Genomic DNA, 24,268 nt, shown 5'->3' with positions numbered 1-24,268 from the left:
ATTCAAAATTATTGGCGGGTATATTTACAAAAAATTAATGAAATTTTTGTGATATAAATCATAAATTAACTGTGGTTTTTATGGTTTTAAAGGATATATGTTTTTTATGCTGTGATACACTTATTTGAACTTAATTTGAAAAGAAAATACAAAAATGCGAAGAAAAATCCACTTATCATTTACCACAAAACTTTTTTTATCGCTTTTGTTTTTTTCGTTGATTGTTCTTGCGCTATTACAAAGCTATATTTGGAACACAACTGAAACAAATTTGTATCGAAGTTTGGGCGAAAAAGCGCAAATTCAAGCAAAAGAGTTATCTGTTTTACCAAGTTTAATTGAATATGTCAAAGATAAAGACACAAATAAAATAGCTAATTTAATCACAGATATATTTAAACAAAGTGATGCAAGCTATATTGTTATTGGCGATGCTAATGCTAACCGTTTATTTCATACAGCTAATAGCCCTTTACATTCCCCCATGGTAGGAGGGGATAATCAAGAGGTTCTTAACGGTAATAGTAGCATCACTATTAGTGAGGGTTCTCTTGGTCTAGCATTAAGGGGGAAAGCTCCAATTATTGAAAACGGTAAGATTATTGGTATAGTCTCGGTCGGTTATATGATTGATGGTATTTATGCATTGCATATAAAACAGTTTATACCGTTTATCATTTTTTGTTCCTTGTTATTCTTAGCATTATTTATCTTTTCATACTGTTTTTCAAAAGCAATTAAAAAACAGATGTTCAATTTAGAGCCTAAAGCAATCGCACTACTGGTAAAAAGCCAAAAGTCGATCATGGAATCGATTTTTGAAGGTGTTATCGCCATTGATCTTAATTATAAAATTATCAATATTAATCAATCTGCTCGCACAATGTTAGATATTAAGATAAATGATGACGAGTTACATAAACATGATTTAAGCGAATTTATCACCTCAAGTGACTTTATCTACAAAAAAGAAAATCAAACTGAAGACATACACGATCATATATGCTATTTCAATAACATGATTGTTATTGCCAGCCGAGTTCGAGTGGTTATTGATGATAAAATTCAAGGCTGGGTAATTACTTTTCGTAATTTTGATGATATTAATGTATTAAGTATGCAATTAACGCAAGTAACACAATATGTCGATAATTTACGCGCATTAAGGCATGAACATCTTAACTGGTTAGCAACGCTATCAGGTTTAATATATATGAAACGGTATGATGAAGCGCAATCATTTATTGCATTGCATTCTGCCGATAACCAAAGTAATTTAGACTTTATTACCAAACATTTTAATGTGCCGGCTATATGTGGTTTATTAATTGGCAAATATTCAAAAGCACACGAAATTGGCTTAAATCTAGTATTTGATCCAGCATGCCAATTAAATGCATTACCTTCACTTATCACCGAAATAGAATTTATGTCAATTTTAGGAAATTTGCTTGATAATGCTTTTAATGCTAGCTTAAAAAATGATCGTGGTGATAAAACCATTTATCTCTATCTAAGCGACGCAACAAATGAAGTTGTATTAGAGGTAACTGATCAAGGCTGTGGCATTGATGAAAATATTCGCGATTCAATTTTCGAACCTGGCGTCACATCGCAAGAAGGTAAAGAACACGGTATTGGTTTACACCTTGTTTCGACCTATATAAAAAAGGCCAATGGTTATATTACATTTGAAGATAATACCCCTTATGGAACAATTTTTTCTGTATTTATACCTAAATAATAAAAAGGCAATTATATGAATCAATTTCAAGAAGATAATATCAAAGTGCTTATTGTTGAAGATGAGCCAATTTTAGCAGAACTAAATGCAGAGTTTATTCAAAAAGATACAAAGGTTAAAGTAATTGGAATAGCTTCAACACTAGAAGAAGCTAAAATAATGGTAGAAAAACTAAAACCGACCTTAATATTACTCGATAATTATTTACCTGACGGCAAAGGAATAGAATTATTTGAATACATCATAAATAATCATCTAGATTGCTATGTTATTTTTATTACAGCCGCAAGTGATATGGATACTTGTAGTAAAGCGATTCGTTATGGCGCTTTTGACTACTTAATAAAGCCCGTATCTTACCAAAGGCTAAAACACTCGCTTGAGCGTTTTGAACTATTTTTATACCGACAAAGCCTACAAAAACATGTCAATCAACGAAAAATAGACGAACTTTTCAATTTGCAAACTAAAGATTTTGTTGATATGAACCGCCACTCCAAAGGGATTGAAGAAATCACGCTACAAAAAGTCAAAGACTTATTTATGCAAACCGATAAAGCACTCACTGTTGACGAAATAGTCGAAAAAGCCAATATTAGCAAAACGACCGCTAGGCGATATTTAGAATATTGTGTACAAATCAAATTATTAACAGTCGAACTTAATCATGGAAAAATTGGACGACCAGAAAGGCTATATAAACGTTTAGGGAAATAGTATTTTATCTGTTTCAGATAAAATACTAGCTTTGAAAACATACCTATTTGAGTTTTTTTTAGTTATTGGTACTAGTAACAAAGGAAAAAACAGCTTATATAACAACCAAATACCTATATCTACCTTATTTTGGCGTTAGAATACGCAGCAACTGAGTAAGGTAGTACGCCAAACAAGGATGTTTGGATCGGATGTTACCACCGATACTACTCATTTCCCCAAAAGGGAAAAATATTTAAAACCACTACTTCAAACAATACCACTGTCCTCTATAACTGTCTGATTTAATTAAAAAAATGAAATAAAAAACTTCAATAAAATCAATGCTCTACCTGAACGTTTTTAGAGCAAAAAATCTAACAATACCACAAGATTAATATACTTGCTTTACCATGGGGTTTAAATATGCCAATAGCTAACCGAGGTTATTCCACTAAATAGGGTGAGCTGGAATGTAGGTGTAGATATTAATAATTTCACCAAATCTCAAAATGACGGAAACATAACACCCTATTTTAATTATAAAATTAACCTATCTATAAAACCGAATCGTTTTCATCTTTACATTTCTTTACAAAAAAGTCCGCTAAAAAACTAGCCAACTATTTTTTAAACGGCTATACTCTTATTGCTATAGGAAAATAAGAGAATAATTATAAAAAATCCAAATAAAACAAAATATTACTTGACACGAGGAACGTAATGCAGTATCATTTTTGGCACAAGGCACAAGGCACAAGCACTGGCTAACCTACGTCTTAAATTTATCAAATAACCCTATTCGACGAGTTTTTGCACGAAACTCATTTATATCTTCGAAATTATCCATAAAATTATTTTCAAAAGTTCCATTGGTATTAGCGCTATTGTTGTTATTGCCATACTCTTTTGAATCGCAGGCATTATCGGCCACGACTTCTGAGCGCATTCATGGTACTGCGCCTTATTTAACTTTTGATGGCGGTGTTACTAAAGTGACTAAAACAGATGACTTATTAACTATTAAATTATCAAATGGACGAACATTCACACCGCAAAATAATCCTTCATCATCGACAGTGCCAATCGAGTTACCTAATATAGGGGATACTTTGGCTAATATCGATATGATAGTCCAGCCAGCTGATTCAGTGAGCTTAAATGATTTGGTGACACAGGGTAAATGGGGCGATGATGATGGTGATAATCAGGTAACGGCAATGGGGAATATATCGGTATCATTTACGGATAAAAATGGTAATACCGTTAGTCGTCGTGATGCATTAGATATTTGTAAGGCACCTTATAAGATAACATTAAGTAGTACGGGAGGTAGTTTAGCAACGCAGTATGGCGTGCCCAAAAGTAGTACTTTCAGTGAAGGTACTGCGGTGTATTATATCACTCCGCCGCCACAACCAGTTATTTGTTCGGTCAGGCCGAATTTGCTATATGGTGGTACGACTGGTATCGATTCTAACGACAATCCTAAATTTGCTGGCCCATCTAGCATATGGAGTACTACTAAGGGTTTTCTAACTCAATCTACAAGTTCATCATCTTACGATTTAAATTTCCCAACTACAGGTGCGCATAATTTATATTTTGATTTACTCATAAGTGGAGTAGATATAAATGAATTGACATGGGCACCTGTCACGCATGAGGGAATTACTGCAACAGTGGCAAATGTTGTACCTAATGATAGGTGGATTCCTAATTGGGATAAGGGAAAAGCCGTAGCTCGTGTTAGGCTAACAGGTCCAGAGGCAAGAAATCAATGGAACAACCCTAATCCTAATCGAATAGCTAAGCCAAGGTTACCAAAAACCTTTGAGTTAGTGGGAAAGGATCGTAGTAATAATGTAGTGGTAAGGTATGGATTTAAGTTAAAGCAGTGGTTTGTTAACCGAGGAAGTAAATACGATACAGTTCCTGTTCAAACAACATGGTGTAGTCGTTTGGGGTATCGTCTTTCGCAGGTAAGAGATTTAACCAATGCAGTCAGAACAGCTAGTGTTCCTATTTCTGGCGCCACGCCTTCTTCAGTTTGGAATGGTTACCAGCGTCGAATTGGAGCTGGATTTTTCACGGAGTGGGGCTACATGTCTCATTATGCTGATGCGGACTTCGCCTACAGCACCCACTCCCACTATGGTTACTGGATGAGTGATGCCATATCTAACAGTCAGTTTTATGTCTACTCCGACACAGGCTATATCAATAGCAATAACATGGGTGCCACCTTCGGCTATTATGCTGTTTGCACCACACCTTAGTTTTTAGCGTTTAGTCCTTAATCCTTAGGGCGAAGGGGCGATTCTGGTACAAATAATAGAGGTAATCTAACAAAGAATCCAGCCCCCGCTCAGTTGGACGCTGAGCAGGTATGACTGCATTAATGACTGAAAGTCAAAAAATGCTCCCGACCGACTACGCATAGGCATGGTTGGCATTAAAAGGGTAAGTTTTAAATGTAATTTGTTCGGTAATGTTTCGGATGTTGACTCTAGCGTTATTTATTTTCCCAAAGGTTAAAACGTCCGAAACTTAACCTCATCCACATAGACTTTACTTAAATACAAAATCCCCAAAAACGGACTATAAGTATTTAATTCTATGAAAAAATAACCAATAAAAATTTAATAAAATCAATTGAATATCTAAGCTGTTTTATAGAAAAACATTTCGATTTTTCACAACACTTAAAGGTTAATATAGTCATTAATCTAGCATTAGAATAAGCCCAGAGCTGATAAAGGGCTGTAGCAAAAATAGTCAGTTAGCGTGTTGATTTTATTTGTATTTTTTGCAAAAACAAATAATTTATAATTAGTTATTTCCATAAATGATTATTTATTATAATTAAACTTGACAAAGCATGAGCAACTGTTGATAATAGCGCCGTTTTTTTAACCTGAATTTTTTGTTATAGCGAGGTGGCAAAATGCCTTTAGTTAACACTTTATCTTAATGCCGACTTGGTATCTTCTATCATATTGTCTTTTGCTTAGTATCATCTAAGCCCTTTCGTTGCAATTCAATCTATAGATTTTTGCCTTGTCGGTTTTCCCTTATTTTTTTGGAGAAAACATTATGACAATGGAATCTTATATTCAAAATTTAGAATTAATTAAATATCCACGAACACCGCACCTAGAAAGCTCACGCTTACAGTTTGGTGATAGTGAACATGGACAACGTCCTTATAACCAACTTGCAGGTAAATATATTGTTGTTGAAGAAAAGCTGGATGGCGCAAATTGTGCAATTAGTTTTTCGGCTTATGGTGAATTATTATTACAATCACGAGGACACTATTTATTGGGTGGTGCAAGAGAACGACAATTTAACCTACTAAAACACTGGGCAGTGGTACATGAACGTTGGTTACTTGAGCGTTTAGAAGATCGCTATATCCTTTATGGTGAATGGTTACACAAAAAACATGCTATTTTTTATGATGCTTTACCGCACTATTTTTGCGAGTTTGATATTTGGGATAGACAACAAAACTGTTTTTTATCTACCCTAAAGCGACATCAATTATTAGCTGGTGGTCCAGTTTTATCGGTGCCTGTGTTGTTTGCAGGGATTGCACCTTCTAAATTGAGCGATTTATTGGCGTTAGTCAAACCATCTTTGGCTAAAACCGCTAATTGGCGTACTTGCTTTGAACAAATCGTGATGCGTGAAAAGCTTGACTTAAGCAAAGCTTGGCAACAATGCGATAACTCTGACTTGATGGAAGGGTTATATCTTAAAATCGAATCGGAAGAACAAACCATTGATCGATTAAAATGGGTTAGGCAGGATTTTGTTCAGGCGATTTTAGATGCAGGGCAACATCATAGTGAACAGCCTTTTATTCCAAACCAATTGGCTCAAGGTGTTGAGTTATATACACCTCAATTAACAGTGAATTGGAATAATGGATGCCTAAACGGGGGTAAATTATGAATTACCAAGTACTAAAACAACAAATAGCAAGTACGTTGGCAACAGATGATTTTAGCCCATGGTTAACCTGTATTCCTGAATTGAATAGTTTAATAATAACGCCACAAGATCCCTCGCATCATGGAGAGGGGAACGTTTGGGTTCATACGCAAATGGTTGTGCGTGCATTATTAACGCAAGAAGAGTTTACCAACGCAACAGAAGATGAGCAGTTTGTATTATTTATGACTGCTTTATTACATGATATCGCTAAGCCAGAAACCACCGTCATAGATGAGTTGACAGGTAAAATTACACAACCAAGGCATTCCAAAAAAGGCGAGATCCGTAGTCGTATATTATTATGGCGAATGGGGGTGCCATTTGATTTGCGGGAACAAATCTGCCGAATTATTAGTGTACATCAAGTGCCTTTTTTTGCTTTAAGTGATGACGTAAGAAATAAATCACCCGAATATTTAATTCACCGCTTATCGTGGCAATTGCCTATTTGGATGTTGTGTTTGCAAGCTAAAGCAGATATGGAAGGTCGTATTTGTGCTGATAAACGCCGAGCGCTTGATGAAGTTGAACTCTTTAGGCAATTGGCACTTGAAGAAGGGTGTTTATATCAACCTCGCCAATTTGTTGATGATTATACTCGTATCGAATATTTTCGAGGTAGTAATGTATTACCCGATTATGCATTATATCCTCAAGAAGGATCTAAGGTGATTATGCTAGCTGGTTTACCTGCATCGGGTAAAAATAGTTGGGTGAGTAAACATTATCCAACATGGGATGTTGCTTCTTATGATGATGCTAGATCTGAGCTAAAACTAAAGCACGGTGAAAACGAAGGGCTGGTTATTCAGTTTGTGTTAGCAAAGGTTAAACAGTGGTTAAGAACAAAACAACCTTTTATTTGGAATGCGACCCACTTATCGCAAGAAATGCGTCAAAAAGCACTCGATTTGCTTTATGCTTATCATGCGAATGTGGAAATTGTCTATCTTGAACAACCAGAAAAAGAGTTGTATCGCCGTAATTCAGCACGAGATACTACGTTGCCAAATAAAGCAATTCAGCGGTTATTAAATAAATGGGAAGTTCCATTACCGACTGAAGCACATAAGGTGAGTTATTTTATTAATCAATAATTATTACTCATCTTTGGTTATATTAATTGGGGCCGATATTAAAGCCCCAAAATTAATTGGAGAATAGTGTTAAATATTAAATTCTGTTATTTTTAATTACTTTTTTTATCAATAAATCTTATCTTTTTATTGTCTTGTTTTATCCATTATATTGAGACAAAAACCAAGTAATCGCAATTAAATCCGCCGATCCGCCAGGGCTTAAATTACGTTTTATTAATTCACTGTCAAGATGATATAAATTTTCTCGTACTTTGGGATTGATTACGCCACCTTGTTTGATGAGTTTTTTCGCTTGTTCTTGGACAAAGGTCAAGCCATCAAGTCCACCTCGTGAAACTACATTAGTGTCTTGATTAAAAGCAAGTAAATGTAACATCGCTTGTAATAAGCAAGTTTCTTCATCATAGCCGTTCTTTTGCATTTGTTGAAAGATAGGCAGTGAGATATTTCTAACTGTTGCATAACCTGATTCTGCTTCTCCTCTTGCTCCTGTAAGGTTATGGAGTTTAAATAGCTTTTCACCAACAGAATTTGTTAGATTATTTTGTTTTAGCTCGCTTTGAACAATGCCTTGGCAAATGGATGAAACTTCGTTACAAATGCTTTGTATGTTGATTGGTAAGTTTAATTGCTCTAACTTGCCAATAGCGCCGAGCAGCAAACCAAAGGCAAATATCCCGCCTTTATGAGTATTAACTTGATTGGTGGCTTTAAACATCGCTTGTTCGCAATTAATACCAATTGGTCTAATGCCAGCTAAAAAAAGTTGATTTTTATGCAAAGCTGATGTTTTACCATATTGGTAAAAACGTTCAAACCAGACACAAATAGCACTAATACTTTGAATAAAGGTCTGGAAATCCATATCACGATGTGCTCCACTATTATTCATATCAACTAATCCGGGTTTTGGTGATAAGCAAATTTCTTTGATTAATGCTTTAGTTGCTAATTGCGCAGGTAAACATCGGTTAGGGTCATTATTGAGTTGTAATTCTAATAATGCTACTTGCTGAGAATAATCACTCATTACTATTGGTTACCTATAGGGATTCGATTTAATTAATTTGCATGATGCTATGATGTAAACACCAAGCCACTCTTTTAAATGGATTGGTGTGTGATAAAACTAATAATCGTTATGTGTTGATACAGCTAGTACTTCCCGATTTCCATTATGGCTTGGGGCGCTAATAATGCCTTCTACTTCCATTTGTTCGACAATTCGGGCTGCTCGGTTGTAGCCAATTCTAAATTTTCGTTGTACGCTAGAGATAGAAGCTCTTCGTGTTTCTATGACAAAAGCAACAACTTGGTCAAATAATGGATCGAGTTCTTCATCTGACGAGTTGGAATTGCCATTTTCGCTATCATCGGTCGCAACTGTGACATTTTCAACGTATTTTGGTGTGCCACGTGCTTTCCAATCTTGCACAACGGCGTGCACTTCTTCATCACGCACAAATGCACCGTGAACACGAATTGGAATGGAGCTATTAGGGGCTAAATAAAGCATATCTCCCATACCAAGTAATGATTCTGCTCCCATTTGATCTAAAATAGTGCGAGAATCAATTTTGCTTGATACTGTAAAAGCGATACGAGTTGGTATATTCGCTTTGATTAAGCCCGTAATGACATCCACCGATGGACGTTGTGTGGCTAAGACTAGATGAATACCTGCTGCTCGCGCTTTTTGAGCAAGCCGTGCAATTAGTTCTTCGACTTTTTTACCGACAGCCATAATCAAATCAGCAAACTCATCGACCATGACCACAATATAGGGTAATTTTTCGAGTGTCGGCATATTAAGATCCATACTATCAGTTGGTTTCCAAAGTGGATCGGGAATTGGTCTGCCCATTTGTTCTGCTAGTTTTATTTTTTCGTTATAACCAGCAATATTACGCACACCTAATGCTGACATTAGACGATAGCGTCGTTCCATTTCGTTAACACACCAATTTAATGCATTAGCGGCATCTTTCATATCAGTAACCACTTGTGTTAATAAATGTGGTATTCCTTCATAAATAGATAACTCTAGCATTTTGGGGTCAATCATAATAAACCTGACATCTTCAGGTTGCGATTTATATAAAATGCTTAAAATCATCGCATTAACACCAACTGATTTACCCGAGCCAGTAGTACCAGCAACAAGTAAATGAGGCATTTTAGCAAGATCAGCAACCACTGATTGCCCAGCAATATCTTTCCCTAATACGACAGTTAACGGCGATTGAGCATCTTTAAATTGAGGGCTGTCTAAGACTTCTCTAAAATAGACTGTTTGACGATTTTTATTGGGCAATTCAATACCTACATAAGGTTTTCCCGGAATAACTTCAACTACACGAACCGATGGCATTGATAATGATCGTGCTAAGTCACGATCTAGCGTTGAAATTCGTGCCGCTTTGATACCCGGTGCAAGTTCAATTTCAAATCGAGTAATCACAGGTCCCGGTAAATAATCAACCACTTTTGCCTTCACTCGATAATCCGATAAACTTTTTTCAATCAGTTCCGACATTGCGTTTAAGGCACCATGATCGACTTCGATTCGAGCTGTTGGTGGCGCAGTTAATAAGTTCAGTGACGGTAGTGGTGTAGTCGGTTTAGGTAACGGTTTATCATTACGTCTTAATAACGGATGAATTAAGCTATCTTCGTCATTTTCATTGAAATGATTATGTTGAATATCTTCAACACGATCTTCTTCAGGATAGATATCGTCAATAATTGGATTTGCTTTTTTTAGAGCTTCAGTGTCAACATATTCTAGTTGTTCTACGTCTGCTTTCACTTCTTTTATTTCAGTTTCAGTTTCAGTTTCAGTCTCTGTATCTGTTATGTTTTCTATATCTTCTATAGATGCAGTGTCTTTTGTACTTGTAATAACCTGTGGTTCTTGAATAAATGGTTGTTTGGTTTCAGTTGTTTCTATAGCTGAAAGGTTGATGGATGATTCAAACGGTGTTTGTTCATTTGTAAAATTAATTTTGGGTTCGTTGTGTACTGATGTAAACAGTGGTTTACTTGGTGCATCTGAAATTGTGTATTTTTCTGGTTCATCGAATGGTAGTTTTTCTTCTGATTTTTGTGTTTGTATTACCTGTTTTATTTGTTCTATTGATGAAGACAAGGTTTGCTCTTGCTCTGGAGTAGCTTTGTTTCCATTCATGTTTTGAATAATTGATTCAAGGCGAGATAAAATCTCGTTAGGATCGAGCTCTTTATTTGGTGGATTATCACTTGTTAGGGGCGCTGTTGTTGACTGCGGTACTTGAGTATCTTTGTGGGATGAATTGATTAATTCATCGGTTGTTTTTATTGAGATTGTTTTATCGTCAGCCGATATGATGGTATTTGCAGTCTGATTTTGAATTGTTTCAGCACTAGAGATAGCATTTGATGTTGGAATGATATTGATATCATCATCTGATTTTTTATCTAGTTTTGTATCAAAAGGTATTGTAAATTGAGGCTCTTTTATTTCCTCACCAGTCTGCGCTATTGATTTTTCATTTTGTGGATCTGGTTGTTTAAGTTTATTGGCTGTGCGAGGCTTAATTAACCATCTGATCGGTAGTAGTAAAATCATGACAAAAGCACCTAATTTCTCAATTAGATTTAACCATGATAATCCAGTTAATAATGTGACACAGGCCAAGCAAGTTCCAAGAAGAATTAAGGATAAAGTAATGCTATCTATAATTGGTAAAAGGCTTTCGATGACTATCGCACCTAAATAACCGCCCGCTTCAAATTGTTCAGAATCAGCAATATTTAAAGCAAAAAATCCTGTAGCACTAAATATAAATGCTAACACACCAATAATCCGAAATGAAAGACTAAAGTAGTTTATAGGATCATTAGCATGTTTATAAAAATAAACGATTGACTGTAAACAAATAAAAATAGCGATAAAAGGTAGGCTATAAGCAATAAAGCCTAAAAATTGAAACAGAACGTCACAGATGTATGCACCAACATAACCACCAAAATTACTAATAGGATAGTGCCAAGCTGTACGAGACCAACCTGGATCGGATGGATCGTAACTGAATTGCGATAGAAATAAACAAACAGATAAACCTATTATTGTTAGTAGAATCAATTGAGTGATGATCTGTTTTTTTGTAATTTTGGGCTTTTTCAAACAAGTACCTAAAAACTATTGCTATTAAAATAGCTGGCATTTTATCATAAATTGTGCTTGCTCACAGAGCCAATACTGTTTAAAACGCAATTTATTGTTGGGTTATTATGCAACAGGAAGTAGGCTAGTTTTAAATCTTATACCATTTTGTACATATCGTTGTGCATTAGTGATATTTGCTGTAATTTCAGCTTTAGTTAATTTGCGGATAATTTTTGCGGGTGATCCCATAATTAAACAACCTTCTTCATAAGGTATGGTATGTGTTACTAACGAGTTGGCGCCAACAAGGCAATTTTTTGCAATTTTGGCATTGTTTAATATAGTACTACCCATACCAATTAATACATTATCTTCAATGGTGCAACTATGTAGGATAACATTATGCCCAATAGTGACATTCTCGCCAATAATGCAAGGGATATCTGTTTCAATATGGATGGTAGTGTTATCTTGCACATTGCTATTTTTACCAATATGTATGGGAGCAATATCACCGCGTAAAACAGCGTTGAACCAAATAGAAACACCCTTTTGTAAAACGACATCACCAATGATATCAGCAGATTTTGCGATAAAACAATTTTGATGAATTTGTGGATGTAAATCACCTAGTTGATAGATCATAATTATTACCTTTTATTATTTTTGACACTCAAAAATAAGCTCACAGAAATAAAATTACATAACACCATAGAGCCAACCATTAGCCACTCTGTTGTATTATTGACCGTTATGGATTGTGCAGTTGGAGTTGATACCAATAATGATAATAATATGCCTATTGCCCCAGCGATTGCAAAACGAATTGTACCAGCAAGAGATGAGGCTGTACCTGCAATATAGGGATAAAAGTCTAAAACGATTGCCATACTATTTCCACCAATGGTTGACATACAACCAATATATCCTGCAATGCAAATAACAAGATAGGCAAATCCGAGATTAAATAATGTTACGATGGTAAGGCCTATTGCCATAACAAATTGGACCAAAAGACCGAACTGCATCATTTTAATCGAGCCAACATGTTTAACAAAACGGCTATTTAATGTATTCATAAACACCATAACTATTATATTGAATGCAAAGTAGTAGCCAAAATTAGTTGATGCAACACCGTGTAGATTCATATATACAAAAGGTCCTAAGCTTAAAAATGAAAATAATCCAGCTCCAGAAAATGCACCTAACATCATATAAGTTAATACTTGGCGATGCCTGAACAGTGTAATAAAATTACTTAAAATACGAATTAAACTGAATTTATCGCATTTTGTTTTTGTAAGTGTTTCAGGAATAAATGCGATCACTAGACCAAAGCAAGTCAAAGCAATTAGGCTAATAGTGTAGAAATTGGCTTGCCAATTAAACCAATATAAAATAAATCCACCAATAATTGGTGCGAGTAATGGTGCTACATTGGATATCAGCATGACAAACGACATCATTTTAGAAAATTCGTCACGATCACGATAAATATCTTTCATTAACGCATTAATGACTATTGCTGTAGCCGCTGCCGCAATGCCATGGAAAAAGCGAGCTGTAATTAATTGATTAATATTGTTGGCAATACCACAGCTTAACGCCGCAACTATAAAAATAATTAGACCCAAAATGAGAACATTACGACGCCCATAACTATCTGTGAGTGGTCCAAATAAAAGTTGTCCAACAGAAAATCCTAATAAATAGCAACTAATTGTTAGCTGTACCGTGCCATCGGTAACATTAAAGTCGCGTGCAATCGTTGGCATACTAGGTAAATACATATCTATGGATAAAGGCATCAACATAGAAAGTAATCCAAGGATAAAAATAAGCGCTTGTTTGGAAATTTTAATATCACTTAAACAATCTTGAGTTGGCACGTCATACTTCCTTCAAATTTTTTTAAAATGCACCTAAAATATGTCATATAAATGAGATAAAATTATTTAAAAAATATTCATTTATCTAAATGGAAAGTTGCTATTAAGATTAATGTAAATTATATGTGTCAATTAAACGAGTCGATTTCATCTTGTGAAAGTGGTCGATATTCACCTTCAGGTATATCAAGAATTACCTTACCTATTTGTTTGCGATGCAATTCAACAACATGGTTATTGACTGCTGCAAACATGCGTTTAACTTGATGATATCGTCCTTCACTAATAGTTAATTCAGCGTGAAAGTCATCAATAATATTTAATTTCGCTGGTTTGGTAAGTGATTTCTCATTTTTTAATTGGATACCATTTTTAAATATATCAATCAGTTCAATACATAATGGCTGTTCAACCGTGACGGCATAGACTTTTTCGCAATGATGTTTGGGTGATGTAATACGGTGTGACCACTTACCATCATCAGTAAGTAGAACAAGTCCTGTAGTATCAAGATCAAGTCTACCTGCTGCATGCAATTTTTCAGGCATTGGTTCATCAATAAAATAAAGTATAGTAGGGTGGTCAGGATCATCAGTCGAACAGACATAACCTTGAGGTTTATTAAGCATAAAGTAACGATTATTGGTTACGGGTATGATTTCATAACCATCATACTCAACCACTTGCTCGGGTAATAACTGGTAAGCACCTGATTTTATAATTTCACCATCGACAGTCACTTTTTTAGCTTTGAGTTCTTTGGTTACAATAGTGCGGCTAGCGCCTAAGTGATGAGCGAGAAATTTATCTAATCGCATAATTTAAACAATATCCTTGTATTACTCTAGAGGTGTGTATATATCAAAACGGTGATTTTTAGTTTTAATTTCTGCCGTTGGTTTTTGGTCGGCTAAAAAAGGAGCATAATCGGGCCTTTTTACAACTACACGTTTTTTGGCAAGTTGCCTTGCGGGTTCTAATAAGCTGTCAGCATCGTTGTCACTACCAACTAATAGTTGAAAAATGCGCATCTCTTTTTTGACAAGCGCACTTTTTTGACGATGCGGAAACATTGGATCGAGATAAATAACATCAGGTTTTTCAGGGTAAGTGCTCAATCCCTCAATGCTTGAATGATAAATTAAACGTAAATGTTGCTCAAGCCAACTACCGATTTGGGGATCTTGGTAGGCACGCTGCAAGCCATCTTCTAGCAATGCAGCAACAACAGGATGCCTTTCAAACATAGTGACATGGCAACCGATTGATGCTAAAACAAATGCATCTCGACCAAGCCCTGCTGTGGTATCAAGAACTGTAGGTAAATACTCACCTTTGATACCTACTGCTTTAGCAATTGCTTCGCCACGTCCACCACCAAATTGGCGACGATGAGCCATTGTTCCAGAAACAAAGTTTACGCATATTGCCCCTAGTTTTGGTTCGTCAGTTTTTTGTAACTCAAGTTGATTGTTTTGGGTAACAAGAGCGAATGGAAGATCAGCATGTGTGGATAACCACTGCTCAGCTAATAATTTTAGCTGAGCAAAGTTAGAATTAGTGGATACCATAATGACGAAGTAATGCTTCAAGTTGAGGTTCACGCCCTCGGAAGTTTTTAAATAATGTCATAGGCTCATCGCTACCACCCTGTGACAAGATATTATCAAGAAATGCATTGCCTGTTTTAGCGTTGAAAATACCTTCTTCTTCAAAACGTGAAAATGCATCAGCGGATAATACTTCTGCCCATAAATAGCTATAATAACCTGCAGCATAACCACCAGCAAAGATATGGCTAAATGCGTGTGGAAATCTTCCCCATTCAACGGTAGGAACAACCGCAACTTGCTTTCTTATTTCAGCCAATGTATTTAAAATATCAGGATCTTTTTGTGTATGTAATTTAAAGTCAAAAAGACCAAATTCCAATTGGCGTAAAATAAATAGTGCTGCTTGATAGTTTTTAGCATCTAGCATTTTTTCTAACATTTCCGCAGGGAGCGGTTCACCAGTTTGATAATGCCCAGATATGAATGCAAGCGCTTCAGGCTGCCAGCACCAATTTTCTAAAAATTGACTTGGTAATTCAACAGCATCCCATGGCACCCCATTAATACCAGAAACTGACGAAGTATCAATTTCGGTTAACATGTGGTGTAAACCATGACCAAATTCATGGAAAAGGGTTGTGACTTCGTCGTGTGTAAATAGTGCTGGTTTATCACCAACAGGGCGATTGAAGTTACAAGTTAAATAGGCAACGGGTTTTTGTACATGACCATCAGCAAAACGCATACGACCAATACAATCATCCATCCAAGCGCCGCCACGCTTATGTTCACGTGCATATAAATCAAGATAGAAACTACCTTTTAACTCACCATTTGCGGCAAAGAGATCATAAAATTTAACTTCAGGATCCCAAACTTCAACGCCTTGTCGCTCTTTGGCTGTAATACCAAAAATGCGATGCACTACTTCAAATAAACCATTAATAACTCGTTGTTGAGGGAAATAAGGGCGCAATTCTTCATCGTTGATAGCGTACAAATGCTGTTTTTGCTTTTCACTATAATAAGCTATATCCCATGGTTTGATGTCACTTGCGCCAAAAAACTCATAAGCATAACGTTTAAGATCTGCTAACTCTTTTTCACCTTGAGGTTTAGCTTTAGTTGCTAAATTAGTCAAAAATTCAATCACTTGGGTGGTTGAGCTTGCCATTTTTGTTGCTAGTGATTTATTAGCATAATTATCGAAGCCTAGTAATAGTGCAAGCTCATTACGAAGCGTTAAGATTTGTTTGATAATTTCAGTGTTATCCCACTTACCTGCGTTTGGTCCTTGATCTGACGCACGAGTATTATAGGCTTGGTAAAGTTCAAATCGTAAATCACGATTATCACAGTAGGTCATGACGGGAAGATAACTTGGTATATCTAAGGTTAGTAACCAGCCCTCTTTATCTTTTAATTTAGCCTGTTCTTTTGCGGCAGAAAGCGCACTTTCAGGCATGCCAGATAGTTCTTTGATATCGGTAATTAATTTTGACCATCCCATGGTGGCATCGAGCACATTGTTACTATATTTTGAGGATAATTCTGATAATTTTGCGACAATTTCACCGTAACGTTTCTGTTTGTCATCGGGTAAGCCAATTCCAGATAATTCAAAATCACGTAGTGCATTATCAACCACTTTTTTCTGTGCTTTGGTTAAAGTAGCATATTGTTCGCTTTCTTTGAGTTGCTTATAAGCTTGATATAAAGGTCTATGTTGCCCAACCCATGTGCTGTACTCAGATAGTAATGGCAGACAAGCTTCATAAGCTTCACGTAATTCAGGGCTATTTTTAACTGAGTTAAGATGACTAACTGGAGACCAAGCTCGTCCAAATTTTTCGTCTGCTTCATCAATTGGTTGAATTAAGTTATCCCAAGTATATTGGCTATTTTGCTTTAATACTGCTTCAATGGTATTTCTGCAGTTTTTTAAAGTTTCTTGTATAGCAGGCAAAACATGTTCGGGTTTAATTTGTGAAAAAAGGGGTAATGGTGCATCTGTTAATAATGGATTAGTCATGTAGCGATACCTTTATACAAATGGTGTTGTCTATTGATACAACATAATATGGTGGCGAAAACAATTAATTCAAGGGATTATCATGCTAAGAAATGGTTATAATCCCATAAGTTTGCGTTCACGTTGCCATTCAGTGGGGGTATAAGTCTTTATAGAAAGCGCATGAATACGGTTATCATTAATAAATTCAGCCAAAGGGGCATAGATTGCTTGTTGTTTTTTCACTCGATTTAAATCGGCAAATAATTCTCCTACAGCAATAACTTGGAAATGGCTTCCATCATCGGTTAGGACATGTACATCATCAAGTTCAAGCGAATTTTTTAATTTGTTTATAATTTCTTGTTTATCCATTATTCATACTCATCATTAATGTAAATTATGGTGTGGGGGTTGTTAAAAAGTTTCCGGTAACTATGTGTTTCAGTATAAAAATTAACATTTTCTAAATATTAATTACAGGTTGTAGATCATACAATGTAATTAATGTTTGTAGCTGAGGATTAATACCTTTGAGCTTTACATGATATTTATTGCAAAAATAAATTAAAGTTGCGAGCCCTGAAGAATCAACCCGAGTAAGTTGAGCAACATCAATGCAATTTACACCATTTAAAATAGTATTTTGTGTTGACCACAAATCGTTTAAAGAGTGAACATCAAGTTCACCCTGTAAAGATAATATTTCTTGTTGTTTTTCTGTTTTTATTCGCGACATTATGGCTAGCCTTTTGGTTTAGCGTTTGGGTCAATATTGCGATTTGAAAGATCAGTTAATTGTTTAGTTAATGCGTCAATACCATCTTGGCGTAAAATTGTTGACCACTCATTTTGCTTGGTGGTGATCATGCTGACGCCTTCTGCAACTAAATCATAAGCTTTCCATTCGCCAGTGACAGAGTTTTTACGCCATTGGAAATCAATACGTAATGGTTGTTGATTTTTATCCGGTTGATTTAATAAAACACGAATGGAAATAAGTGTTTTGCCAGTTAAATCTTTTGGCGATTCAACTTGATAGGTTTGACCATTATACATAGATAATGCTTGAGCAAAAGCTTGTACCAGATAGTTTTCAAAAGCCGCGAAATAAGCTGTGCGTTGTGCCTCTGTTGCACTTTTATAATAATTACCTAAAATCAATGCGCCAGCATATTTGACTTGTACATAAGGTAATAGATCCGATTTTACAATCTCTTTGAGTTTGTTAGGGTTTGATTTTAAAGCTGCAGATTGTGCATTCATGGTGCTAAAAATCTTATCAGCAGCAACTTGCATTTCTTTATAGGGATCGTTTTCAGCAAAAGCTGTAGAACTAAACAATAAAGCTAATACTAAAAAAATGGTTGTTTTAAATTTGTTTAACATGTTAACTCCTTAGTTTTCAATTGTATCTTCTTTTTTATCTTTGTTGGCTTTGTCTTTATCTGATGAGCCACCTATGCTGTAAAGGAATTTACCAATAAGATCTTCTAAAATGATGGCTGGTGTGGTGTTTTGCACAACAAAACCTTCGAGTAAGTATGGCGGAGTTTTATTTTTTTCTGCTTTAGCTACAACAGCAGGGTCAACGCCTATTGCGTCAATATTAAATTCTGTTTCTCTATCAACGCCTATATTGATATCAATAAATTGTTCTCCAAGTATTCCAGATGTCTTAATTGCAAGTGAACTTGAACTTGGAATTTTGTTATATTGTGTATCGATATCCATTGCTACATAAGGTTTGTATTGATTACCATTCGACAAATTTAGCGAAATATTATTGACGCGGCCAATGACTACCCCACCAATTTTGATAGGTGAGCGAGCTTTTAATCCTCCGATATTTTCAAACACAGCATAGACACGATAAGTGTTATGGCTAGCAAATGATGTTGGATCGGTAACTCTAAAACACAAAAATAGCACTGAGCAAATAACCAGCACCATAAATAATCCAACGGTAATTTCAACTTTACGATTCATGTCTATGACCTCAATGACTAAACATTAATGCGGTTAAAATAAAATCTAACCCCAAAATAACTAATGATGAATAAACAACGGTATTTGTTGTTGCTCGACTAATTCCTTCTGATGTTGGTACGCAATCATAACCATTAAACAGTGCAATCCAAGTACTAGCAATGGCAAATGCAAAGCTTTTTACAAAACAGTTACCTAGATCATGCCACCAATCAACATTACTTTGAATAGATGACCAAAAAAAGCCTGCATCAATACCTTTCCAATCAACACCTACAATAACACCACCTAAAATACCAACGGTAACAAAAATTGCAGTTAAAAATGGCATACTGAAAAAACCAGCCCAAAAACGAGGTGCAATAATACGTCGTAATGGATCAATTGCCATCATTTCCATACTTGATAGCTGCTCAGTTGCTTTCATTAAGCCGATTTCAGCCGTTAATGCAGAGCCAGCACGACCTGCAAACAGCAAACCAGCAACAACAGGACCTAACTCACGAAGTAGGGCAAGGGCTACCATCATTCCAAGGCTGGCTTCAGCACCAAAAGTGGTCAGAATAAAATAACCTTGCAAGGCCAAAACCATGCCAATAAAAAGACCAGAAACAATAATAATAGTGAGTGATTGTACTCCAACAAAATAAAATTGCTTAATGAGTAATGGGAATTGTTTATTAAATTGTGGCTTACCAATTAATGCCCTAAAGAGCATCACACCAGAACGACCAATCATTGCAATGACATCAATAAACCATTGTCCTAATTTTGCCAGTATATTTAACATTATTTTGTACCTCTGCTTAGGTCTAATTTGTAATCTTCAGCAGGATAATGAAAAGGTACTGGACCATCAGCCAACCCGTCAAGGAATTGTTTTACTCGTAAATCATCATTATCACGTAATTGCTGTGATGTACCACCTGCAATAATATGTTGTTCGGCTACAATATAAGCATAATCTGCAATACTGAGCACTTCGGTCACGTCATGGCTAACAACGATACAGGTTAATCCTAATGATTGGTTGATTTCAGATATCAGTTTAACAATAACACCCATAGATATAGGATCTTGCCCAGCAAAAGGTTCATCAAACATAATTAAATCGGGATCAAGCGCAATGGCTCTAGCTAATGCTGCTCGCCTTGCCATACCACCAGATAGTTCCGATGGCATCATTTGAGCTGCACCACGTAAACCAACAGCTTGTAATTTCATTAAGACTAAATTATGCAATATAGGTTCAGGTAATTTGAAGTGCTCACGTAGTGGGTAAGCAACATTATCAAACACAGTTAGATCGGTAAATAAAGCTCCCGATTGGAATAACATGCTAATGCGTTTGCGTACTTCATAAAGTCGGGAGCGAGACATGCTTGGAATGTCTTCTCCATCGAATAAAATTTTTCCTGACTGCGGTTTTAATTGACCACCAATGAGCCTTAGTAGTGTGGTTTTACCAATTCCTGAAGGTCCCATGATTGCTGTCACTTTTCCTTTAGGGACATTCAAACTCATATTTTTATAAATAGGCCTTGTTCCACGATAAAAAGACATATCGTGAATTTCAACCAAATTTTGTTGTAATGCGTTTGTCACATTGATTTCCTAGATTTCTAGAATGGTAAAATTTTGCTTATTTTACTTGATATTTGTAAATAAAGAAATCAATTAAACGTGTTGCCTATTTGTGTATAACTGCTCAATAAATAGTTTTTATACTCGATGGCTGATTTTTATAGGCAAACAGAGGTTTTACGTAAAATATCTTATTAGAGAGATAAAAGATAATTAAGGCTATTTTTCTAAATAATAAATGGGGAAAGTTATATTTTAGCTCCCCCCATTTTTTACTGATCATGCATAACTAAAAGTGATTATGTGTTTTATTCATGCCGTGCTTTACGAGCTAAATAATTACCAGTGCTTTGAATAAATTGTATAGCGATAACTAATATCACCACGCAGATATAAGTAACAGTATTATCAAAACGTTGATAACCGTATGACACAGCTAAATCACCAATACCGCCAGCACCAATAGCACCAGCCATCGCTGTAGCACCAATTAAACCTATAGTAGCAGTTGTAAGCGTTAAAATTAAAGAGCTAAATGCCTCTGGTAACATAAAATACCAAATAATTTGTATTGGCGTCGCTCCCATTGATTGAGCCGCTTCAATAATACCACTATTCACGTCAAGTAATGAATTTTCAACTAATCTAGCAATGTAAGGAGCAACATAAAATGTTAACGGAACAATCGCTGCTATAGTGCCAATAGAGCTATTTACAATGACCTTTGTTAAAGGTTGGATAGCAACTAATAAAATAATAAAAGGCAATGAGCGAACTATATTAATAATCGGGTTGATAATTCGAAACACTCGACGATTTTCTAATAGTCCATAAGGTCTTGTTGTAACTAAGCAAATACCAAGTGGAATTCCGATTAATGAACCTAAAATTAAGGAGAAAACTACCATAATTAGGGTGTCATAGAATGCTTGAACAAATTGTTCAGTGGTTACTGATGTTGCAAAGCAAGAGGCCAAATAGTCAATTATAGTATTAAATATTTCCATTTTTACTCATCTCCCAATGTTTAATTTCAGTGACTTGCACACCGCACTCACGTAAGTAATGTACTGATTCTTTGATATTACTATCGTTACCTTTTAGTTGAACAAACATACTACCTAAAACCGTTTTTTCGATTTCTGACATATGGGCAAACAAAATATTGACGATAACTTTTTGTTGCAGTATAAGTGAATTCATCACGGGTTCTGACGCAGATCTTCCTAAGAATTCGAGCTTAAATAATTTAATATTGTCTTTTTTACCTTCTATTTCTAACAAATTTTCCACAACACCATTTGGAATTTGATCGTTGATCACTGAGCTAACAAAATTTTGAGTAGTTTGGTGTTTTGGTTGTCCAAATACGTCAAGTACGTTACCTTGTTCTATAATCTTGCCTTTTTCCATTACTGCAACTTTATGGCAAATTTGTTCAATTACATGCATTTCGTGAGTGATTAACACGACTGTTATTTTATATTCTTCATTGATTTTTTTGATTAAATCTAAAATAGCTTGAGTGGTTTGTGGATCAAGTGCTGAAGTTGCTTCATCACATAGTAAAATATCAGGACCGTTGGCTAATGCTCGGGCGATACCAATACGCTGTTTTTGCCCACCAGAAAGCTCTTTGGGATAGCTGTTAGCTTTATCACTTAATCCAACAAATTCCAAAAGTTCATAGACTTTTTGTTTAATCGAATGTTTACCTTTTTTGATTAAAATTAAAGGAATAGCAATATTTTCAAATACGGTTTTTGATTCAAGCAAATTAAAATGCTGAAAAATCATACCAATTTTTTGACGGGTTTGACGTAATTCATTACTAGATAATTGATTTAATAGTTTATTTTGAATAATGACATTGCCTTGTGTTGGTTTTTCAAGAAAGTTAATTAAGCGCACTAAGGTACTTTTACCTGCGCCGCTGTAACCAATAATGCCGTAAATATCACCTTTACTGATGGTTAAATTAATATCGTTTAAAGCTTGTGTTGTGACGCCATTTCTTTCATATTGTTTTGAGACATGTTCAAATTTAATCATTGTTCATCACCTATTTATTTTGTTCTAGTTGAATAAGTGCTTGCTTAGGCAATTTGGCTGAATCATTTATTGCAGGTGTTTATATTGCATATTCAACGATTGACAATAATTGATATATCTAACGGTATCACAGGTTAAATTGTTGCTCTAATAATCGTTTTTTATATCTTATTCCATATAGTTATAAGATAGAATTACTTGGAATAAATGAATGCTTTTTTCTGTGTTAGAGTGTATTTTATGCTTATAGCTTATAGAGGATAGCTGAAATGAAAAATGCGTTTATCAAACAAAAAATATTTAAATACATATCAGTCGTTTTAGTTGCTAGTTCAGTGTTTTTGACTATTGGTTGTGATAATTCGTCTAAACCAGTCGATAATCAGACAAAAAAAGAAATTAGCATGGGCGTATCACCAGGTCCATATAACGATCTTTTTAATGATGCTGTTAAACCCATACTTGAATCAGAGGGTTATAAGGTTAAATTAGTGAATTTTCCGCATTTACTTGAATCAGACGTAGCTTTAAGTGAAGGTAGTATTGATTTAACCGTTGCACAGCACACAGCTTATATGAATGTGTTTAATGCCCAGCGTAAAGCAAATTTAAAATCGGTTGTGCATGTACCATCGGTACCTGCGGCAATATTTTCAAATAAGTTCACCTCACTAACGCAAGTTTTTTCAGGAGCAAAAGTTGCTATTCCACAAGATGCTTCTAATGCAGCTCGTTCATATAATCTACTAGAAAAAGCTGGTTGGATAAAATTAAAAAATAATACAAATCCTATTATTGTTAGTAAAAATGATATTGCTCAAAATATTGCAGGGATTGAAATTATTGAAATGGATTCGGCCAATATTCCTAGAGTGCTTAATGAATTAGATTTTGCGGTAATTCCAGGTAGCATTGTTTATTCTGCTAATATTGACTCGAACAAAGCATTACTTTCTGAAACCATCATTCCTGATTTGGAAATTATGGTTGTAGTGAATGAAGGAAACGAAAATAGTCGATGGGCTCAAGATGTGAAGCGTATTTATCAATCTCAACAATTTAAAGATTATATGAAAACACATAACCAAAATGGTTATTGGGTGATGCCTCAAGAATAAGCATAGCAAGGTAAAGTAATGAAGAAAAGCCCGTTTTATAACGGGCATTTTAGTATCGTGCCATCTGTTTATCAATTGTTAGCGCCCAAGCATCAATCCCTCCTGTAAGATTATAGAGAAAGTTAGGATCAAAACCGTTTTCTGCTAAATAATGAGCAACAGTTAGGCTACGTCTTCCGTGATGACAATAAATAACAATATCGATTTCATCTGGGATTTTATCTAGATATAAAGGGATCATATTCATTGGAATATGAGTTGCGTTGCCAATACTGCAAATGGCTATTTCATAGGGTTCTCGTACATCGAGTAGAAATAGATTATCTTGCTGATTTAATTTTTGTGCAAGTTCTGTGGGAGTGATTTCTTTTATTGTCATT

21 protein-coding genes and 1 pseudogene are annotated in these 24,268 nt (G+C 35.3%); 6 read left to right on the top strand and 16 right to left on the bottom strand.

The window, feature by feature from the left end:
• The first annotated feature begins 154 nt into the window (after positions 1–154).
• The 5 genes from ACGH6Q_RS02105 (at position 155) to ACGH6Q_RS02085 (ending at position 7,539) form a co-directional block, all read left to right on the top strand.
• The gene (locus ACGH6Q_RS02105; protein ID WP_174798669.1) at positions 155–1,744 is read left to right on the top strand and encodes a sensor histidine kinase; all 1,590 of its coding nucleotides are present in this window, start codon (positions 155–157) and stop codon (positions 1,742–1,744) included.
• A gap of 15 nt (positions 1,745–1,759) precedes the next feature.
• Complete coding sequence (locus ACGH6Q_RS02100; protein WP_034914423.1) at positions 1,760–2,461, top strand: response regulator; 702 nt, start codon at positions 1,760–1,762, stop codon at positions 2,459–2,461.
• A 716-nt stretch (positions 2,462–3,177) separates the two neighbouring features.
• The gene (locus ACGH6Q_RS02095) at positions 3,178–4,719 is read left to right on the top strand and encodes a hypothetical protein (protein WP_411591666.1); all 1,542 of its coding nucleotides are present in this window, start codon (positions 3,178–3,180) and stop codon (positions 4,717–4,719) included.
• Positions 4,720–5,536: 817 nt separating this feature from the next.
• Positions 5,537–6,400 (top strand): RNA ligase family protein, encoded by an 864-nt coding sequence (locus tag ACGH6Q_RS02090; protein ID WP_411591664.1) that lies wholly within the window; start codon positions 5,537–5,539, stop codon positions 6,398–6,400.
• Entirely contained in the window at positions 6,397–7,539 is a 1,143-nt protein-coding gene (locus tag ACGH6Q_RS02085; RefSeq protein WP_411591662.1) for an AAA family ATPase, read from the top strand. The genes ACGH6Q_RS02090 and ACGH6Q_RS02085 overlap by 4 nt, the downstream gene beginning before the upstream one ends.
• Before the next feature lie 139 nt (positions 7,540–7,678).
• Here ACGH6Q_RS02085 and citG read toward each other — a convergent pair whose 3' ends face one another.
• From citG to ACGH6Q_RS02010, 15 genes and pseudogenes are all read right to left on the bottom strand, one after another.
• Entirely contained in the window at positions 7,679–8,572 is an 894-nt protein-coding gene (citG, locus tag ACGH6Q_RS02080; RefSeq protein ID WP_065636796.1) for a triphosphoribosyl-dephospho-CoA synthase CitG, read from the bottom strand.
• A 99-nt stretch (positions 8,573–8,671) separates the two neighbouring features.
• Positions 8,672–11,665 (bottom strand): annotated as a pseudogene (locus ACGH6Q_RS02075) (DNA translocase FtsK 4TM domain-containing protein); the annotation flags it as partial.
• 147 nt (positions 11,666–11,812) lie between these two features.
• Positions 11,813–12,334 (bottom strand): gamma carbonic anhydrase family protein, encoded by a 522-nt coding sequence (locus ACGH6Q_RS02070; RefSeq protein WP_411591660.1) that lies wholly within the window; start codon positions 12,332–12,334, stop codon positions 11,813–11,815.
• Positions 12,335–12,339: 5 nt separating this feature from the next.
• Positions 12,340–13,581, bottom strand: a complete 1,242-nt coding sequence (locus tag ACGH6Q_RS02065; protein ID WP_208610424.1) for a Bcr/CflA family multidrug efflux MFS transporter — start codon at positions 13,579–13,581, stop codon at positions 12,340–12,342.
• Positions 13,582–13,709: 128 nt separating this feature from the next.
• Positions 13,710–14,399: a 16S rRNA pseudouridine(516) synthase RsuA gene (gene rsuA / locus ACGH6Q_RS02060; protein ID WP_411591659.1), complete on the bottom strand. Its 690-nt coding sequence runs from the start codon at positions 14,397–14,399 to the stop codon at positions 13,710–13,712.
• Positions 14,400–14,420: 21 nt separating this feature from the next.
• Complete coding sequence (locus tag ACGH6Q_RS02055) at positions 14,421–15,152, bottom strand: class I SAM-dependent methyltransferase (protein ID WP_065589434.1); 732 nt, start codon at positions 15,150–15,152, stop codon at positions 14,421–14,423.
• Positions 15,139–17,166 carry an oligopeptidase A gene (gene prlC, locus ACGH6Q_RS02050; RefSeq protein WP_411591658.1) on the bottom strand — a complete coding sequence of 676 codons (2,028 nt, stop codon included), beginning with the start codon at positions 17,164–17,166 and terminating at the stop codon, positions 15,139–15,141. The genes ACGH6Q_RS02055 and prlC overlap by 14 nt, the downstream gene beginning before the upstream one ends.
• A 96-nt stretch (positions 17,167–17,262) precedes the next feature.
• Positions 17,263–17,520, bottom strand: coding sequence for a BolA family protein (locus ACGH6Q_RS02045; RefSeq protein WP_065560910.1), 258 nt, complete (start codon positions 17,518–17,520; stop codon positions 17,263–17,265).
• 91 nt (positions 17,521–17,611) lie between these two features.
• Positions 17,612–17,884, bottom strand: a complete 273-nt coding sequence (locus tag ACGH6Q_RS02040; protein WP_296208569.1) for an STAS domain-containing protein — start codon at positions 17,882–17,884, stop codon at positions 17,612–17,614.
• 5 nt (positions 17,885–17,889) lie between these two features.
• Entirely contained in the window at positions 17,890–18,534 is a 645-nt protein-coding gene (gene mlaC / locus ACGH6Q_RS02035; RefSeq protein WP_411591656.1) for a phospholipid-binding protein MlaC, read from the bottom strand.
• A 9-nt stretch (positions 18,535–18,543) separates the two neighbouring features.
• Positions 18,544–19,134: an outer membrane lipid asymmetry maintenance protein MlaD gene (mlaD, locus tag ACGH6Q_RS02030; protein WP_296302527.1), complete on the bottom strand. Its 591-nt coding sequence runs from the start codon at positions 19,132–19,134 to the stop codon at positions 18,544–18,546.
• A gap of 10 nt (positions 19,135–19,144) precedes the next feature.
• The gene (gene mlaE / locus ACGH6Q_RS02025) at positions 19,145–19,924 is read right to left on the bottom strand and encodes a lipid asymmetry maintenance ABC transporter permease subunit MlaE (protein WP_296302526.1); all 780 of its coding nucleotides are present in this window, start codon (positions 19,922–19,924) and stop codon (positions 19,145–19,147) included.
• Positions 19,924–20,739, bottom strand: a complete 816-nt coding sequence (gene mlaF, locus ACGH6Q_RS02020; protein WP_218056394.1) for a phospholipid ABC transporter ATP-binding protein MlaF — start codon at positions 20,737–20,739, stop codon at positions 19,924–19,926. The genes mlaE and mlaF overlap by 1 nt, the downstream gene beginning before the upstream one ends.
• Positions 20,740–21,026: 287 nt before the next feature.
• Positions 21,027–21,626, bottom strand: coding sequence for a methionine ABC transporter permease (locus ACGH6Q_RS02015; RefSeq protein WP_370738298.1), 600 nt, complete (start codon positions 21,624–21,626; stop codon positions 21,027–21,029).
• An 85-nt stretch (positions 21,627–21,711) separates the two neighbouring features.
• On the bottom strand, positions 21,712–22,770 hold the full coding sequence (locus ACGH6Q_RS02010; protein WP_174798656.1) for a methionine ABC transporter ATP-binding protein: 1,059 nt from the start codon (positions 22,768–22,770) through the stop codon (positions 21,712–21,714).
• A gap of 269 nt (positions 22,771–23,039) precedes the next feature.
• Here ACGH6Q_RS02010 and ACGH6Q_RS02005 point away from each other — a divergent pair, with 269 nt between their 5' ends.
• Positions 23,040–23,888, top strand: a complete 849-nt coding sequence (locus ACGH6Q_RS02005; RefSeq protein WP_141671398.1) for a MetQ/NlpA family ABC transporter substrate-binding protein — start codon at positions 23,040–23,042, stop codon at positions 23,886–23,888.
• 49 nt (positions 23,889–23,937) lie between these two features.
• Here ACGH6Q_RS02005 and ACGH6Q_RS02000 read toward each other — a convergent pair whose 3' ends face one another.
• Positions 23,938–24,267 (bottom strand): rhodanese-like domain-containing protein, encoded by a 330-nt coding sequence (locus tag ACGH6Q_RS02000; RefSeq protein WP_411591651.1) that lies wholly within the window; start codon positions 24,265–24,267, stop codon positions 23,938–23,940.
• Between the last annotated feature and the right edge of the window lies 1 nt (position 24,268).

The sequence above is a fragment of the Gilliamella sp. BG2 genome (genome assembly GCF_046635645.1).
Taxonomy (GTDB): Bacteria; Pseudomonadota; Gammaproteobacteria; order Enterobacterales; family Orbaceae; genus Gilliamella; species Gilliamella bombi.
This window is presented reverse-complemented; position numbering and strand designations above follow the sequence as displayed.